Here is a 14,900-nt window from a genome sequence, read left to right on the forward strand (position 1 = left end):
GGCGAGGTTTCGGCGCGAGGATCGGCGGCCTTCGCCATGAGTCGCCCGATGCGGCCGCGGTCTCGGGCAGCGACGTTCCTCCTGCGAGACGGCCCGGCCATGGGTCCGACTCTAGTCCAACAATGGCCCAGTTCCGATCAAGACTGAGACGGGGAACACCAATATCACTGCTACGCTCCATGCTTGGGCAGATGCCGGAACCCTGCTGAATCTGACCGAAACTACACGCGCAATTCTGAAGAGCCACCTATCAAACGGGGGACGAATATGGCCATGCCGCCTTACATTGCCCAGCTACGTCAAAAAGTTGGCCGAGAGCTGCTCTGGCTTCCCGGCGCTACCGCGATTGTTCTCGATAGTTCGAACGGACAGCTCGAAGTCCTGCTGGTACGTCGAAGTGACAACAACGAGTGGACCCCGGTGTCGGGATTCTCCGATCCAGGAGAGGACCCAGACGTAACGGCGGTGCGCGAGGTGTTCGAAGAAACAACCGTGCATGTGAAAGTCGACAAAGTCCTGTGGATTCAGGCTCTACCAGAGTCGGAGTATGTCAACGGGGACAAAGTTCAGTACTTCGACGTCCGCCTCAATCGTTTCCTTCACGAAACTCCGCCCGGGCTCGTGGTTTTCAAAAGACGAGGGTGCCGGAGTTACAACTAAGCGAGCGCGACGATGATCTTATCGCCCTCGTAGAAACCCTCACCATCCGCCTGAATCATGGCGCCGTTGTTGTTGATCAGATAGCGCAGGATATTCCCCAAGGCCACGTATCCGTCCTCATCGATGCTTGAAGTCGGCAGTTGCGCCGCGACGATGAACCGCGTATTTCGTAGATTTGTCTCGACACGCCTTCGGTTCCTATTTCTCGGGGCGTCCTCGAGGAGATCCAGGAACTCCTCGATTTCTTCGTGCACTAGGGATTCATCGTTCCCGTCGCCGCCAATAAGATCAAGCAGGATTGATGGCTTGTGGTTCTTGTAGACGATGCCAACCTGATCCCAGCGGGAATCGTCAAGAGCCGGACCGCCTACCTCTGGGTCCAGATCGAGAGGGGCTCCATGTTCCGCGGAGAATGCCAGGATCGGCCCCAGTGGCGGAGACTCGCCCTGGGTGCAAAAAGCTCTGACGTAGTAGGCCACGACTAGGAGGATACAGCTGCGCCCAGCGCTGGCCAGACAAGTCTCGTGCTATTTCGACGACAGATGACCCGCCGGGCCCATGGAATCTGGGCGGTGACCGAAATTTGCCCACGCCACAAAGAGCGGTCGGCCCGCGTGAACTCGGGGCGTTTGCGGCCCGAGGGTTCCGATGAGGTAGCCAATACCCATGGCGAACCCAGCGACGCTCACCACGACGGCAGTGCAGGCACCGGGCCATCCGCCTCAATATGCCCGGCGTCCCCACGTGCCAGCCACTGGAGCAGGCCCTCGCGGTCGGACACAACGCGCAATGCGCCGTCGCCGATCACCCACTCGTCTCGTTCTTCGGTCGCCAGGGTCATGCCGGGAGCGCCCTTGGCACGGAGGGATCGCACCACGGCTTCGAGTGCGTTCAACAGGGAATCCGGATCGGCCTCCTCGATGGTCCAGGCGGTGTCGAGGTCATGGTGGTGCACCACCACCTCGGCAATCCGGAGCGCCACGATGGATGTGGCGGGGAGCGCCTTGCCACCTACCTGCACTTCCGTCGCCACGAGATCCCCGCTCAGCCGCTGTGCCTGCTCAGCAAAGTTCCGGGCAGACTCCCGCACCTTGCCAATGAGTTCCTCCCGCGGCAGGGCCGCCAGGGCAGCGATCTCCACGGCGCGGGCCTCGGATGAAGCGTACAGGGGACGTTCCGCGCCGGAAGTTGCCCAGTCGATGAGATTCACGAGGGCACGGCCGCTGGAGGCAACGTGGGCAATGACCTCGGCCCGGTTCCATCCCTCACACAGCGATTGAACGGTCATCTCGTCATCGGCAAGGGACTCAACAGTGGCCAGGAACATGTCCGTTTCCCTGCCGAGGCGGGACAGGTCCGAGTAAAGGCGTGCAGGGTTGATCATCTTGCCAGCCTACCCACGGGCCCGTTCGCAAACCACCGTCCCTACCCCGCCGTTCCATACCCAGATCGTCTCGACTGAGACGGGCAGCATTGCACGAACTTTCCTCCCAAATGCGGGCAGTTTGAGATCACCAGCATATGAATACCCCCCGGGCGGAAAGCCGGGAATTCCCCTCATATGTTGTACATCACACCTCTGTCAGGCTAAAAGCACTCGGAGGACGGCCCCTCGGATCCTCCCGGTGCCGCAAGCCTCCACTTCTGTTAGAGAGGACTTGGGCACATGACACAGCCGCATGCCGTTATCGCGGAAAATCCACAAACGGAGGCGCGGACCGCCAATTGGGTCGCCTTCATTATCTGCGTAGCGCTCCTGTTTGACGGCTACGATCTCGTCATCTACGGCACCGTCCTGCCAGGGCTGCTCGCGGACCCAGGCCAGATCGGGGCGTTTGATTCAGTCACCGCCGGCCTCCTCGGTTCCTGGGCCCTCATCGGGGTACTTGTAGGCTCACTGGTTTGCGGCGCTGTGGGAGACTTTTTCGGCCGACGCCGGCTGATGCTCATGGGCATAGCTTGGTTCTCCATTGGTATGTTCGCCACAGCCTTTGCCACCAGCGTCCCTGCCTTCGGTGGCCTGCGTTTCGCGACCGGACTCGGCCTGGGAATAGTTATCGCCAGCGCCGGCGCCACCATGGCTGAATTCGCCCCGGCGGGACGGCGGCAGTTCTACAACGCCATTGTGTATTCGGGCATCCCGGCAGGCGGGGTCCTGGCCTCCATCCTGGGCATCCTTTTCCTCGACAACATCGGCTGGCGCGGCCTGTTCATGATCGGTTCCCTGCCGCTGCTCATTCTTCTGCCCATCGCCTGGCGCAAGCTGCCCGAATCACCTCGCTGGCTGCTGTCCCGGGGTCGCGAACAGGAAGCCATGGCCGCCGCAGAACGCACCGGCGTCCCGCTCATCGAAGAGCAGATCATCCGGCAGGTCGGCGCTGCGCCGCAGAAATCAGGCTTTGCAGCCGTATTTTCCCGCCAGTTCGCGGCGGCAGCCGTCCTGCTGGGCATGATGTCCTTCTGTGGTCTTCTGCTGACATACGGACTCAATACGTGGCTGCCCAAAATCATGGAGGGCTACGGCTACGGGCGGACGTACTCCCTGTTCTTCCCGCTGGCACTGAACCTCGGCGCAGTGGCTGGCGGCTTGCTCGCCTCCCGCCTGGCGGACAAGAGCGGCCCCCAACGGGTCATCGCGGCCACGTTCGCCCTGGCGACCATTTCCCTGGCACTCATGACGTTCAGCTTTCCGCTGCCGCTGCTTTTTGCGTTTATCGCCCTTGCAGGCGTGGGAACACTGGGCACCCAGGTGCTGATTTACGGATTCCAGTCCAACTACTTCACCACCAATGCCCGGGCCGCCGGCGTCGCTTGGTGCGCCAGCGTAGGAAGGCTGGGCGGCGTGCTCGGTCCAATCATCGGCGGCTGGCTGGCCGCCGCCGGCATCGGCGGATCCACGGCCTTCTACATCTACGGAGCCGTGGCACTGGTCGGTGCGCTCGTGACCGTGCTGGTGCCTCGCCAGCGCAGGCTGGAGGAGGCCGGGCACAAGGTCGAGGAGCTCGCAGAAGGCCGGACAACGGATGGCATTCCTGTCGAGCAGTTCAAATAGTTCACCGTCGTCCCATGATCCCGCGGCCGCCTGGGGCCAGCGCTCCCCGGGCCGCTGGCCCCAGGCAACATTACGACGCAGAACTGTCCTAGTAGGGCTTATTATGGTTATTCTTTGAATCAATCACGAGCCCATCCCAGATGGGGCCGGTTAGCGGAGGGACGGGACCACATTGGACATCCGCCAACTGAACTATTTCATCGCTGTCGCTGAGGAAAGGCACTTCGGCCGGGCAGCCAAGCGCCTGCACATGGCTCAGCCGCCCCTCTCCCAGCAGATCCGCCAATTGGAGGATCAGCTGGGGGTCAAGCTGCTCAACCGGACCACCCGCAGGGTTGACCTCACGGCGGCGGGTCAGCTCCTGCTGGACCGCGGTCGGCAGATCGTCAACGACATCGCGACGCTTGAAGCCGATGTCTACCAGGTGGGGCGGGGCGCCACCGGCGTCCTGCGGGTGGGCTTCTCGGGGTCTGCAACCTACGGCGTCATGCCCCGGATCGCCCGCCTTGCGAAACAGGTCCTGCCAGGCCTGTCCCTCGCGCTGCACGGCGAAATGCTCACGCCGTCCATGGAAGCGGGGCTAAGGGGCGGCACCCTGGACGCAGCTTTACTGCGGCCGCCGGTCGCGTCAGAGGACATCGACTACAGAACGGTGACCCGGGAGCCCCTCGTTGTCGCGCTTCCCTCGTTCAGCGCCCTAGCCGTGGGTCAGCCCGTGGCAATGCACGAACTGCAGGACCAGGACTTCATCGCCTACGGACCCGAGTCCGTTCTCTACCGCACCACCGCAGACCTGTGCCGCCAAGCGGGTTTCCAGCCGCGCATCACCCAGGTGGTTGGGGAGACCTCCACGATGCTGGCGTTCGTTGCAGCGGGCGGCGGAGTTGCGGTCATGCCGTCCAGCGTGCAGGCCTTCCAACTTGAAGGCGTGGCCTACCGGGAGATAGAAGACGTCCCGGAAGTGGAGCTCGCCGTCGCCTGGATGCGGGGGCATCAATCGGCGCTCCTGCACAATTTTCTCGACGTCGTGGTGACCGCAACTGCGGAAACGACGGCCCCGGCCAGCGGCCCTGCGCAGTTTCCCACTGATGAAAGGCTTACCCACGCATGAAGATCGCTGCCATTGAGGCGATTCCCTATTCGATCCCTTACCTTCATCCCCTTCACTTCGCTTCCGGTTCCGTGCATGAGGCAGACCACGTGCTGATCAGGCTTCGTACGGATGACGGCGTGGTGGGCACCGCGGACACCCCGCCGCGCCCCTACACCTACGGCGAGACGCAGAAGTCGATCGTCGCCGTGGTGGAGGACATCTTTGCTCCGCAGCTGATCGGCGTCGACATATTTCACCGCGAGAAGATCCAGGCAATCCTGGACCGGACGGTGCACAACCAGACCGCGAAGGGGGCTGTGGACATCGCCCTCTGGGACGTCATCGGCCAGACCCTGGGTCAGCCGGTGACGAAACTGCTAGGCGGCTACACGGACTCGCTGCGTGTCTCCCACATGCTCGGCTTCAAGCCCGCCGAGGAGTTGCTGGCGCTGGCCTTGGAGTTCCGCGAGACGTACGGCATCAACACGTTCAAGCTCAAGACCGGACGCCGTCCCCTCCACCTCGACGTGGAGGCCGCCCGGGTCTTGCGCGAGGGCCTGGGTGAGGATGCCGAACTCTACATGGACGCGAACCGCGGTTGGTCGGCCAACGAAGCAGCCGAGGTACTCCGCCGCACGGCGGAATTGGGCCTGCAGTTCCTTGAGGAGCCCGACGACGCCCGCGAGGTCCTGGGGCGCCGCCGCCTGGTGGCGAACTCCCCCATCCCCATCGCCGCGGACGAATCTGCCGCCAACCTCGGCGAGGCCGCCAGGGAAATCCTCACCGGCGGTGCAAACCTACTGGCGGTCAAGACGGCCCGGTCCGGCTTCACAGAGGCCGCCAAAATCGTTGGTATGGCCGAGGGCATGGGCATTGACGTCTACATTGGCAACCAGATCGACACCCAGGTCGGAACGGTCGCCTCGGTGACCTTCGGCGCCGCCTTCGCCCACACGGCCAAACGTGCAGCGGAGCTGTCCAACTACTTGGACATGGCCGACGACCTGCTGGCTGAGCCTTTGGCCATCGTCGGCGGACGCATCCTTGTTCCTGGGGTCCCGGGCGTGGGCACAGCCGTGGACGAAGACAAACTCTCGCGCTACCGCTCCGACCGATAACACCTCCCTGACCGAAAGGACACTAATGAAGTATCTGGTCCACATGGACGTCAACCTGCCCGTCGATTTGCCCGCCGGGAAGGCCGCGGAGATCAAGGCCACGGAGAAGGCCTATTCGCAGGAGCTGCAGCGCTCCGGCAAGTGGCCGGAAATCTGGCGGGTGGTGGGCGAGTACGCCAACTACTCGATCTTCGACGTCGATTCGAACGACGAACTTCATGAGATCCTGCAGAACCTGCCGTTGTTCCCCTACATGGACATCTCGGTGGTGCCGCTTGCGAAGCACCCCTCAGACGTGAAGTAAGCACCGGCGTCACGTACCCGCTCTCGCATAGCTAACCAGCAGCGCCAAAAGCGGAGGACCGGCCGTGTTCCGGGGTCAGTCCTTGGCCCGGAACAGGGCCGCGAGCTCGCTGCGGGAGCGGATTCCCAGCTTCCGGTAAAGCCGGGTCAGGTGGTACTGCACGGTCTTTTCCGCAAGGAACAGCGCCCGCGCCGCTTCCTTGTTGGTGGCGCCGCCCGCCACCAGTTCGGCCACCGCCCGTTCCTGCGCTGTGAGCTGGAGGTGGTGGTTGCTGACGGCGGTGAGCACCGGGTCGGCAGGGTCCGGCACGTTCCCGACGTCGAGCCCGGTTGCCTTGAGCTCGCGGTCGCACCGTTCCACGTACGTGGCCGCCCCCAGGGTGTCATATAGGTCGCGGGCTGCGCGCAGGACGGTTGACGCCAGGCGCCGCTTGCCCGCCCGGCGCATGCTCTGGCCGAAGGCAAAGCTGATCCGCGCCCGCAGGTAGGGCCGGTTAAGCCCCCTGAGATGGCCCAGGGACGCCTCAAAATGTTCCCTGGCAGTGTCCGGGTCTCCCTGCGCGGCCACGAGCCGGCCCCTCGCCCAAGCCATACGCGCCATATCCGAGGGTATTTGCCGTTCGCGCGGCACGCGCTCGAACGCTGTGAGGAACGAGTCGGCGGCGTCGAGCTGGTCCGTCATGACCAGGGCGTTGACATAGGTGTCCTGCCAGGGCCAGAAGGACACCCGGTGCTCAGTCCACGGGTCCAGTTCCGTCAGCGGCTGCAGGACAGCCAAAGCGCCTTCATAATCAGCCCTCGCCTCGTGGAAGCGGGCACGGGCGAGGCTCGCCGGCACCTGCATGGCGCGGTAAGTTCCGGGCTGCACCGCCGCCTGGGACACGTAGTACCGGGCCCGTTCCCAGTCCCCCCGCATGGACCAAAGTTCCGCCGCAGTCCAGTAGAGCAGCGGGCGGATCAGCGGCATTCGTGAGGTCTCGAGACGCACGGATGCGCGCGCCACGGTGGCGGCCGCGGCATCCCAATTGCCGAGCACCAGGTGGGTGCGCGCCAGCCAGGCCTCGGCCCAGAGCGAAATGCGCATCGAGCCGCCGCGGTATTCAGTGGGTGCCGCGGACTCGAAGTTCACGAGCGCCGTTTCAACGTTGTCCAGGCGTAGCGCCAGCCACCCCGCGCCCATCTGGACCCGCTGTTTCTGGGCGTTCTCGGCAGCGTGTTCGAACGCCCGGTGATAGGAGGCCTCCGCCTCCGCAACCCGCCCCTGCGCGTACAAACCCAAGCCATAGATGGCCTCTGATTCGATGTGGGCGGGCGTTTCCGGGGGCGTAAGTTCCATGGCCCGTTCGGCCCAGGTGGTGATCATCGGGCCGTCCCAGGATGCCACTCCGTGCAGGACGAAGCGCTGGGCCACCTGCGCGGCGGCGGCCGGGTCCCGCTGCGGGTTGGAGGTGCGCCAGGCCATCTCCAGCTGCGTCTGCGCGCTGTCGTTCTGTCCCGACGCGGTGGAGAGGTAGCCCAGCACGGAGGAGCGAAGCGGCGACGGCGGCAGGGCGTCGACTGCCGCCGTCCACATCTGGGCCTGGGCAATGTTGCCGGAACCCACCAGGGCGTCCACGGCCCTCAGGAGCCTGTCGTTCCGGGACCGGATGTCCAGGGAAAGGCGGGAGGCGGAGAACAAGGCTGTTGAGGCGTCCTGCCACGCTCCGACCCGGGCCTGGCGCCGGGCGAAGTCTTCCAGCTCCTCCGCCAGGGCCTCGTCCGCACCGGGGGTGGCGGAGACGCGGTGGCCTAGGCGTTCGGCCTCGGGCTGGACCGCTTCAGCGGCCAGCCGGTGAAGCGCAATGCGGCGGCTGGGAACGATCTGTTCGTAGACGGCCTCCGCGGTGCCTGGTTCTGAGAACACGACGGCGGAACGTGCCTGGTCAAGGGTCAGCCCGAGCAGCCCGGCACGGTGTCCCTCATCGAGTGCCGCCATGACGGCCCCCACCCCGCTGACCGCCGAAACCTCTGCCATGTTTGCGGCCCTCCCGATCACTGACGCGGCCTCCGCGACGGCGACCAGCCCGGGGGACGCCGCGGCCAGGACACTGCGCACCCGGGCGCGCACCCGGGACGTCGGTGGGAGGGAGGGAAACCACGCCTGCCAGGTTTCGGCGGGCAGCTCCTGGAGCAGTTCCACGATCGGTTGTGCAAGCCCCCGGGTGTGCCGGACCAGGCCGTGGGCCGCCGTCGCACTCAGGTCGACGCCGAGCATCCGCCTGGCGAGATCCTGCACCTGCTCCGGGGTGAGCGGTTCCAGCGGGATGGTCACAACCTGGTGACCGGTCAGGAAGTCCAACGCGCCTGGAGGGACGCGTAAGGCGTCGTCGGGGTTGAGGGTGAGCACAAACAGAATCCGCTTTCCGTGCAGCCGGCGCATCACAAAGGTGAGGATGCGCAGGCTCTCCACGTCGAGTTTGTGGACGTCATCCACGGCGACAACCACACTGCCGTGGGACTGCAGTCCTTCCAGGTGGGTGCTGAGGGTGGAAGCGTAATTAACAACCTGGTCCGGAGTGAGGGCCGCAACGGGGCCTGCGGGCAGGGCAGGGCCGCCGTCGTAATCTTTTGCCGAACGCAGCGGCAACGTGAGCATGAGCTGGGAGTAGCCGGCGAGGGGAAACTGCGCCTCCCACTCGTCGCCCATGGCAGTCAGCACCCGGACACCACGGGCGCCGGTGCGGCAGTGCTCAAGAAAGAACTCCAGAACCGCGGTCTTCCCGGACCCGGAGGGGCCGGAGATCACCACAGCACCCACTTTGCCCTTGCGGGCGGTCCGGAAAATCCCCAGCAGTTCCTCGAAGACCTCCGACCGGCCCACAAGCGGTAAGCCCTCCGCCATGTCACCGTGTATGGAGGCCGCCGTCATGGCCGCAACTCTACCGGAGCCGGCCTGCAGGGCCCGGCGGCGGCCAACTATCACGGTGTCCTCAGCCCAGGTCCCCGCCGGCGACCGGAAGGATGCTGCCGGTGACGTAGGACGCTTCATCCGAGCCGAGGAAGACGATGGGTGCGGCCTGTTCGTCCAAGGTCCCGTAACGCTTCATAAAGGACGAGTCCACGGTCTGGTCGACGATCACCTGGTACCAGGCCTTTTCCGTGGGGGATTCGGCTTCGGGCCCGCGTTTGACCCTGCGGGGCGGCGCCTCGGTGCCGCCGGGGGCTGCGGCCACCACGCGGATACCGCGGCCGCCCACCTCCATCGCCAAGGACTGGGTGAGGGCGTTGACCCCGCCCTTCGCGGCCGCGTACGGCACGCGGTGCAGGCCGCGGGTGGCCACGGAAGAAACGTTGACGATGGTCCCGGAACCCTGTTCCAGCATGGCCGGCAGCACGGCGCGGCACGCCCAGAGGGTGGGAAAGAGCGAGCGGCGGATCTCTTTCTCGATCTTGTCCTCGTCGTACTCTTCGTAGGGGCGGGCCCAGATGGTGCCGCCGACGTTATTAACCAGCACGTCAACGCGACCGTGCGCGGCCAGGGCTGCTTCCACTGCCTGCTGTGCACCGGCGAACGCCTCGAGGTCTGCGGTCACGGAAGTGGCCGAGCCTCCTGAACCGGAAGCCTGCGCGGCCTCCTCGATCCCCTGCGCCACCTCATGGACCAGTTCGTCCCGGTCTACAAGGACGACGGTGCCGCCCTCGGCTCCGATCCGTTCGGCCACTTTCTGCCCAATTCCCTGGGCGGCACCGGTCACCACGGCCACCTTGCCGGCATACCGCCCGGGAGTAACGAACTGTCCCGTATATGCCCGCGCCATCAGCGGCCCACCTTGGCGTCGATCGCTCCGGCCATGGTTTCCTTGGCATCGTGAGCGTGGGCCATGATGACCTCCCGCACCCGCGCCTTATCGTTGCGTTCAAAAGCGTCAACCACATCAAGATGGTCCTGGGTGACCCGCTCGAAGATGGCGGTTCCAGCCTCGAAGGCCGCTGCCATCTGCGCGTGGACGTCGAGCCGGCGGTAGGACTCAAGCAGCATGGGGTTGTTGCAGACCACAAAGAGGTATTCGTGGAACTCCTCGTTGGTCCGCGCGAATTCTTCAGGTTCCTGGATGATGCCGGCAGCCACCGAGCGGGTGGTGGCCTCGGCGAGCCGGCGGAACTGCTGCAGCTGCTCGTCGCTGAGGCGGCCCAGCATCAGTTCGCTCACCGCGAGCTCCAGGCCCATCCGCGCGTCCAGCTGCGCGAAGCTGTCCTCCTTGCGGAAGTCCAGCCGGCCGGTCTCCAAGGAGGAGACCGCCTCGCTGCGGCTCATCGTGTCGCCTTCGGCCTGGATCTTCTCTGCCGGTGCCGGAGCGCCTGTTTCGGCGTCGCCCCCGGTGGTTTCCTTCGGGGCAAAACGCTCGAAATAGAAGTTGGCAGGCTTGATGCCCTCGGAATCCAGCCACTTCGACACGGCGTTCACCATGGGAGGCGGGCCGCACAGGTAAATATCGACGTCGCCGTCGTTCAGGTGCTTTGGCGCAATGATCTGGGTGACGTAGCCCGTATGGGGGGCGGACGTCCCCGGCTCGGAGGCAATGTAATCCCAAGTGAAGGCCGGCATCTTCGCCTCATACTCGCGCAGCCAGTCCAGGCCAACGATGTCCGCCTCACGGGTCAGGCCGTAGATCAGGTGGACCGGTACCGACGGCGGGTTCTCGGACAGCTTTTCAAGGATGGACAGGAGCGGGGCCAGGCCTGTGCCGCCGGCGAGGAGCAGCAGGGGCCGCTTGGGCTCGCGCAGGAAGAATGAGCCGTACGGACCCGTGAACTCGATGGTGTCACCCACTGCTGCCCTGTCACGCAGGTATTCGGACATTGCACCCTGCGGTGTCACCCGGACCATAAAAGACGCGTCCTGCACCTCGGGGCCGCTGCTGAACGAATAGGAACGCTCCGCGTCGGTTCCGGGGACCTTGATGTTGACGTACTGTCCCGGCAGGAAGGCCAGACCGTCCCGGTTTTCCGCCTGCAGGGTGAAGGAAACCGTCGTTTCCGAGTGCTTGTTGAGCTCCGTCATGGTGGAACTGAAGGTGGTGGCCGAGGTTTTCGCGGATTCTGACGTGGCAGGGATCTGAATGGCCAGGTCCGATTCCGGAACCGCCTGGCAGGTCAGCAGATAGCCCTTTTCGAGCTCGTCCTCTGTCATGGCGTCGTCAATGAAGTCGCCCGGATCGAAGGAACCGGAATCGCAGAACGCCTTGCAGGTGCCGCACGCCCCGTCCCGGCAGTCCGACGGAATGTTGATCCGTGCCTTGTACGCGGCGTCCATCACGGTCTCGTAATCGCCGACCTTGATGACCTTGGTGACGCCGTCCTCAAAGCTGAGGGCTACTTTGTGGCCCATGGTTTCCTCCTGGCTGGGGGCGCGCCGACGCGACCCTGGTAGTGCGGATGTGCCCTGCGGGCACTGGTTGTGAAACGGCCAAGGCCGGTGCCTGGCACATGCCGGGCACCGGCGCGAGGCCGTCAGATCATGTAGACGTCCACTACGTGGTGGATGTAGTCGTTCTTGAGGACGACCTTCTTTTTCATGATTACGGGCTCGCCGCCGGCAAGATCGATCGTGTAGAAGCTGTTCCCGAAGTACGTGTCCGTGGTGTTGTAGCGGAAGTACAGGGTGAACCAGTTGAAGCGCACCTCTACACGGTCGCCGTCGTGCTCCATGATTTCGATGTCGGTGATGTTATGCCCGGTGCGGGGCTCCGGCAGGGAGGTGGCTGAGGACCGGTCCGTTTTGATCCGGAAGACACGGTCCTCAATGCCGCCGCGGTTGTCGTAGTAGATGAGCGAGATCTCGTTCTGCGGGTCCTCGGTCAGTCGGTCATCGACGTCCCAGGCGGGCATCCAGAATTCGGAGTCCGGGTGGTAGCACTGAAGCCACTCATCGAACTGGCGGTCATCGAGCAGCCGGGCCTCCTTGTACAGGAAGGCGCGGACGGTTTCGAGGGTGGCGATCTCCTCGGCGCTCTTGAGCGCCGCAGCGGGCGTAGTCAGGTTGATCATGGGTTCTGCGCTCTCTCTGGTTCCACGTGGTCTGGGTCAGGCGGTGACTGGAACGGCATCCAGTGCGGAGATCTCTTCCTCCGCCAGCGCCCGGTCCATGACTTCCTTCCAATACCCGTGCTGGATCGGATAGAGCCCCTCGTCCTCGGTGCGCGTCCCGGACGCGATGACCTTGGTCATGCCCAGCGCCTTGGCCTGCTCGTCGGGGCCGGCGATCTCATGGGTGGACCCGCGGGTCATGTCGTTCCAGGGCGCCGAGGTGGCCCAGTAGGTCTTGTTGCAGGACCGGAACTCCTCGAGGTCATCGGGGGTGGCCATGCCTGTGGCGTTGAAGAAGTCCTCGTACTGGCGGATGCGCTTGGACCGGTTCTCCTGCGATTCGCCCTTGGGTGCGATGCAGTAGATCGTAACCTCGGTCTGGTCTGCGGAGATGGGACGGAAGTGGCGGATCTGGGAGGAGAACTGGTCCATGATGTAGACATTCGGGTACAGGCAGAGGTTCCGCGAAATGTTGATCATGAAGTTGGCCATCTCTCCGCCATACTTTGCAACGAGCTCCTCGCGGCGGTCCCACAGCGGGCGGTCCTCGGGGTTTGTCCATTCCTGCCACAGCAGCAGGTGTCCGTGGTCGTAGGAGTAGAAACCGCCCTTGACCTTGCCCCATTTGCCGGCGTCCATGGCCTTGGTCTTGTTCGCGGAGTCGCCGGCGGTGCGGCGGGCCGTCGTGGCCGCGTAGTTCCAGTGAACGGCGGTGACGTGGTACCCGTCAGCGCCGTTCTCGGCCTGCACCTTCCAGTTGCCGTCGTAGGTGTAGGTGGACGAGCCGCGCAGCACCTCGAGGCCCTCCGGGGACTGGTCCACGATGGAGTCGATCACCTTGGTGGCGTCCCCCAGGTGCACCTCGAGCGGGAGCACGTCAGCCTTCAGGGAGCCAAAGAGGAAGCCGCGGTATGACTCGAAGCGGGCAACCTTGGTGAGGTCGTGGGAGCCTTCTTTGTTGAAGGTCTCCGGATAGCCCGCGTTGCGTGAGTCTTTCACCTTCAACAGCTCGCCGGAGTTCTTGAACGTCCAGCCGTGGAACGGGCAGGTGAAAGTGGTGCGGTTGTCCGTCTTGCGACGACACAGCATCGCGCCGCGGTGTGAGCAGGCGTTGACGATGCAGTTAAGGTTTTCGTCCTTGTCGCGGGTGATCACTACCGGAGTGCGGCCGATGTTGGTGGTGAAGTAGTCCCCCACGTTGGGGATCTGGGATTCGTGGGCCAGATAAACCCAGTTGCCTTCGAAGATGTGCTTCATCTCGAGCTCGAAGATCTCTTCATCGGTGAAGATTTCGCGCTTGGCACGGATAACGCCGTTCTCACGGTCGTCGATCACGGCGTCGGCAAGGACCTCGCGGACATGGGCCAGGTTGTCGGTCATGGCGTGCTCCTTCATTGGAGAGTGCTGGACGGATGGGCGGGAGGTCCGGGCCAACCCGCGGTGCCCAGGCGGATGTTGTCACGTAAGTCTTGCCCACCGTGATGGCTCTCACATCAGGCAAACACCTAGGTTTGGCCAAGGGTGTCTTTATGTCTGCTTCATGACTAAAAATGGGTCGAATCGATATTTGTAGCGTCCTTATTTCGGTTCTACGATGAGACGGACATCACGCGATCTGCGTCGCGACGGGTTCCCGCCCCCCCACCGGTTTGCACCGGCGTTCAGGACCAGGACCTGTCCCCTATTCAACGAGGAGTATGGACATCACCATGACCGAGACCCAAGCAGACACCCGCAAAGAGGACGAGGGCACCGCCGTCGAAGCCGGCTCCAAGGCCACTGAACGCTTCACCGCCTCAGGAAAGCTCTCGCACGTGGATGTGCCGAAGGAACGAGTAAGCCTGCTGGCGGGAGCACTCATCAAAGCTGCCAACGACATCGTGGTAGAACACCAGGTCACTTATGAGGAATACAACGCACTCAAGGCTTGGCTCATCAAGGTAGGAACTGACGGGGAATGGCCGCTGTTCCTCGACGTGTGGCTGGAGCACACCGTGGAGGACGTCAATTCCCAGGACCGCCCCGGCACCGTCGGCACCATCGAAGGGCCCTACTACGTACCAGGCTCCCCGGTGCTCCAAAGCCCCGGCACCGTCGAAATGCGTGAGGACGAGGAGGGCGTCCCGTTGCACTTCAGCGGCCAGTTCACCGATACGGACGGTAACCCGATCCAGAACGCCCAGGTGGAAATTTGGCATGCTGACAGTGCAGGGTTCTACTCCCAGTACGCGCCGGGCCTGCCCGAATGGCTCTTCCGGGCCACGGTGAAGGCAGGCGACGATGGCCGCTTCGAAATCAACACGATGCGCCCGGCGCCGTACCAGATTCCCACAGACGGAGCGTGCGGGCAGCTGATCAGCGCGGCAGGCTGGCATGCCTGGCGCCCGGCGCACATCCACATCAAGGTTTCCGCGCCCGGCTTCCAGCCTGTTACCCAGCAACTGTACTTCCCAGGCGACCCGCACAATGCCGACGACATCGCCTCGGCAGTCAAGCCCGAACTGATGCTGGACCCCAAGCCACGCACGGATGGCGGTGCTGGCGAAGAAGTGGTCTATGACTACGTCCTCGCCAAGCAAGGCCAGCACAAGTAAGACTCACCGCCAAT

General features: G+C 64.1%; 13 protein-coding genes. 6 read left to right on the forward strand and 7 right to left on the reverse strand.

What is annotated here, in order from left to right:
• Positions 1–273: 273 nt before the first annotated feature.
• Complete coding sequence (locus ABLI39_RS02085) at positions 274–660, forward strand: NUDIX domain-containing protein (RefSeq protein WP_349411707.1); 387 nt, start codon at positions 274–276, stop codon at positions 658–660.
• Here ABLI39_RS02085 and ABLI39_RS02090 read toward each other — a convergent pair.
• Both ABLI39_RS02090 and ABLI39_RS02095 read right to left on the reverse strand, forming a co-directional pair.
• Positions 657–1,139 (reverse strand): hypothetical protein, encoded by a 483-nt coding sequence (locus ABLI39_RS02090; RefSeq protein ID WP_349411708.1) that lies wholly within the window; start codon positions 1,137–1,139, stop codon positions 657–659. The two genes, ABLI39_RS02085 and ABLI39_RS02090, sit on opposite strands and share 4 nt — an antisense overlap.
• A 206-nt stretch (positions 1,140–1,345) precedes the next feature.
• On the reverse strand, positions 1,346–2,044 hold the full coding sequence (locus ABLI39_RS02095; RefSeq protein WP_349411709.1) for a maleylpyruvate isomerase family mycothiol-dependent enzyme: 699 nt from the start codon (positions 2,042–2,044) through the stop codon (positions 1,346–1,348).
• 282 nt (positions 2,045–2,326) lie between these two features.
• On the opposite strand from ABLI39_RS02095, the gene ABLI39_RS02100 reads away from it, so the two are divergent.
• The 4 genes from ABLI39_RS02100 to catC all read left to right on the forward strand — a co-directional run bounded on the left by ABLI39_RS02100 (position 2,327) and on the right by catC (position 6,227).
• Complete coding sequence (locus ABLI39_RS02100; protein WP_349411710.1) at positions 2,327–3,712, forward strand: MFS transporter; 1,386 nt, start codon at positions 2,327–2,329, stop codon at positions 3,710–3,712.
• A gap of 172 nt (positions 3,713–3,884) precedes the next feature.
• On the forward strand, positions 3,885–4,823 hold the full coding sequence (locus ABLI39_RS02105) for a LysR substrate-binding domain-containing protein (RefSeq protein WP_349411712.1): 939 nt from the start codon (positions 3,885–3,887) through the stop codon (positions 4,821–4,823).
• Complete coding sequence (locus tag ABLI39_RS02110) at positions 4,820–5,923, forward strand: mandelate racemase/muconate lactonizing enzyme family protein (protein ID WP_349411713.1); 1,104 nt, start codon at positions 4,820–4,822, stop codon at positions 5,921–5,923. The genes ABLI39_RS02105 and ABLI39_RS02110 overlap by 4 nt, the downstream gene beginning before the upstream one ends.
• A 25-nt stretch (positions 5,924–5,948) precedes the next feature.
• The gene (gene catC / locus ABLI39_RS02115) at positions 5,949–6,227 is read left to right on the forward strand and encodes a muconolactone Delta-isomerase (protein ID WP_349411715.1); all 279 of its coding nucleotides are present in this window, start codon (positions 5,949–5,951) and stop codon (positions 6,225–6,227) included.
• 75 nt (positions 6,228–6,302) lie between these two features.
• On the opposite strand, the gene ABLI39_RS02120 is transcribed toward catC, so the two are convergent.
• The 5 genes from ABLI39_RS02120 to benA all read right to left on the reverse strand — a co-directional run bounded on the left by ABLI39_RS02120 (position 6,303) and on the right by benA (position 13,672).
• Positions 6,303–9,107, reverse strand: coding sequence for an ATP-binding protein (locus ABLI39_RS02120; RefSeq protein ID WP_349411716.1), 2,805 nt, complete (start codon positions 9,105–9,107; stop codon positions 6,303–6,305).
• Positions 9,108–9,195: 88 nt separating this feature from the next.
• Complete coding sequence (locus ABLI39_RS02125) at positions 9,196–10,023, reverse strand: 1,6-dihydroxycyclohexa-2,4-diene-1-carboxylate dehydrogenase (RefSeq protein ID WP_349411717.1); 828 nt, start codon at positions 10,021–10,023, stop codon at positions 9,196–9,198.
• Entirely contained in the window at positions 10,023–11,594 is a 1,572-nt protein-coding gene (benC, locus tag ABLI39_RS02130; protein ID WP_349411719.1) for a benzoate 1,2-dioxygenase electron transfer component BenC, read from the reverse strand. The genes ABLI39_RS02125 and benC overlap by 1 nt, the downstream gene beginning before the upstream one ends.
• A gap of 122 nt (positions 11,595–11,716) precedes the next feature.
• Positions 11,717–12,253 carry a benzoate 1,2-dioxygenase small subunit gene (gene benB / locus ABLI39_RS02135; RefSeq protein ID WP_349411720.1) on the reverse strand — a complete coding sequence of 179 codons (537 nt, stop codon included), beginning with the start codon at positions 12,251–12,253 and terminating at the stop codon, positions 11,717–11,719.
• Between the two features lie 36 nt (positions 12,254–12,289).
• Entirely contained in the window at positions 12,290–13,672 is a 1,383-nt protein-coding gene (gene benA / locus ABLI39_RS02140) for a benzoate 1,2-dioxygenase large subunit (protein WP_349411721.1), read from the reverse strand.
• Positions 13,673–13,989: 317 nt separating this feature from the next.
• Between benA and catA the strand changes: the two genes are divergently transcribed.
• The gene (gene catA / locus ABLI39_RS02145; RefSeq protein ID WP_349411722.1) at positions 13,990–14,886 is read left to right on the forward strand and encodes a catechol 1,2-dioxygenase; all 897 of its coding nucleotides are present in this window, start codon (positions 13,990–13,992) and stop codon (positions 14,884–14,886) included.
• Positions 14,887–14,900 lie beyond the last annotated feature (14 nt).

The sequence above is a fragment of the Pseudarthrobacter sp. B907 genome (assembly GCF_040137805.1).
GTDB lineage: Bacteria > Actinomycetota > Actinomycetes > Actinomycetales > Micrococcaceae > Arthrobacter.

What these genes read in the sequence shown, in the direction of transcription:
- benA (WP_349411721.1), bottom strand. Translation starts at nt 13,672, where the DNA reads ATGACCGACAACCTGGCCCATGTCCGCGAGGTCCTTGCCGACGCCGTG.
- ABLI39_RS02125 (WP_349411717.1), bottom strand. Translation starts at nt 10,023, where the DNA reads ATGGCGCGGGCATATACGGGACAGTTCGTTACTCCCGGGCGGTATGCC.
- benC (WP_349411719.1), bottom strand. Translation starts at nt 11,594, where the DNA reads ATGGGCCACAAAGTAGCCCTCAGCTTTGAGGACGGCGTCACCAAGGTC.
- ABLI39_RS02120 (WP_349411716.1), bottom strand. Translation starts at nt 9,107, where the DNA reads ATGGCGGAGGGCTTACCGCTTGTGGGCCGGTCGGAGGTCTTCGAGGAA.
- catA (WP_349411722.1), top strand. Translation starts at nt 13,990, where the DNA reads ATGGACATCACCATGACCGAGACCCAAGCAGACACCCGCAAAGAGGAC.
- benB (WP_349411720.1), bottom strand. Translation starts at nt 12,253, where the DNA reads ATGATCAACCTGACTACGCCCGCTGCGGCGCTCAAGAGCGCCGAGGAG.
- ABLI39_RS02095 (WP_349411709.1), bottom strand. Translation starts at nt 2,044, where the DNA reads ATGATCAACCCTGCACGCCTTTACTCGGACCTGTCCCGCCTCGGCAGG.
- ABLI39_RS02100 (WP_349411710.1), top strand. Translation starts at nt 2,327, where the DNA reads ATGACACAGCCGCATGCCGTTATCGCGGAAAATCCACAAACGGAGGCG.
- ABLI39_RS02085 (WP_349411707.1), top strand. Translation starts at nt 274, where the DNA reads ATGCCGCCTTACATTGCCCAGCTACGTCAAAAAGTTGGCCGAGAGCTG.
- ABLI39_RS02110 (WP_349411713.1), top strand. Translation starts at nt 4,820, where the DNA reads ATGAAGATCGCTGCCATTGAGGCGATTCCCTATTCGATCCCTTACCTT.
- catC (WP_349411715.1), top strand. Translation starts at nt 5,949, where the DNA reads ATGAAGTATCTGGTCCACATGGACGTCAACCTGCCCGTCGATTTGCCC.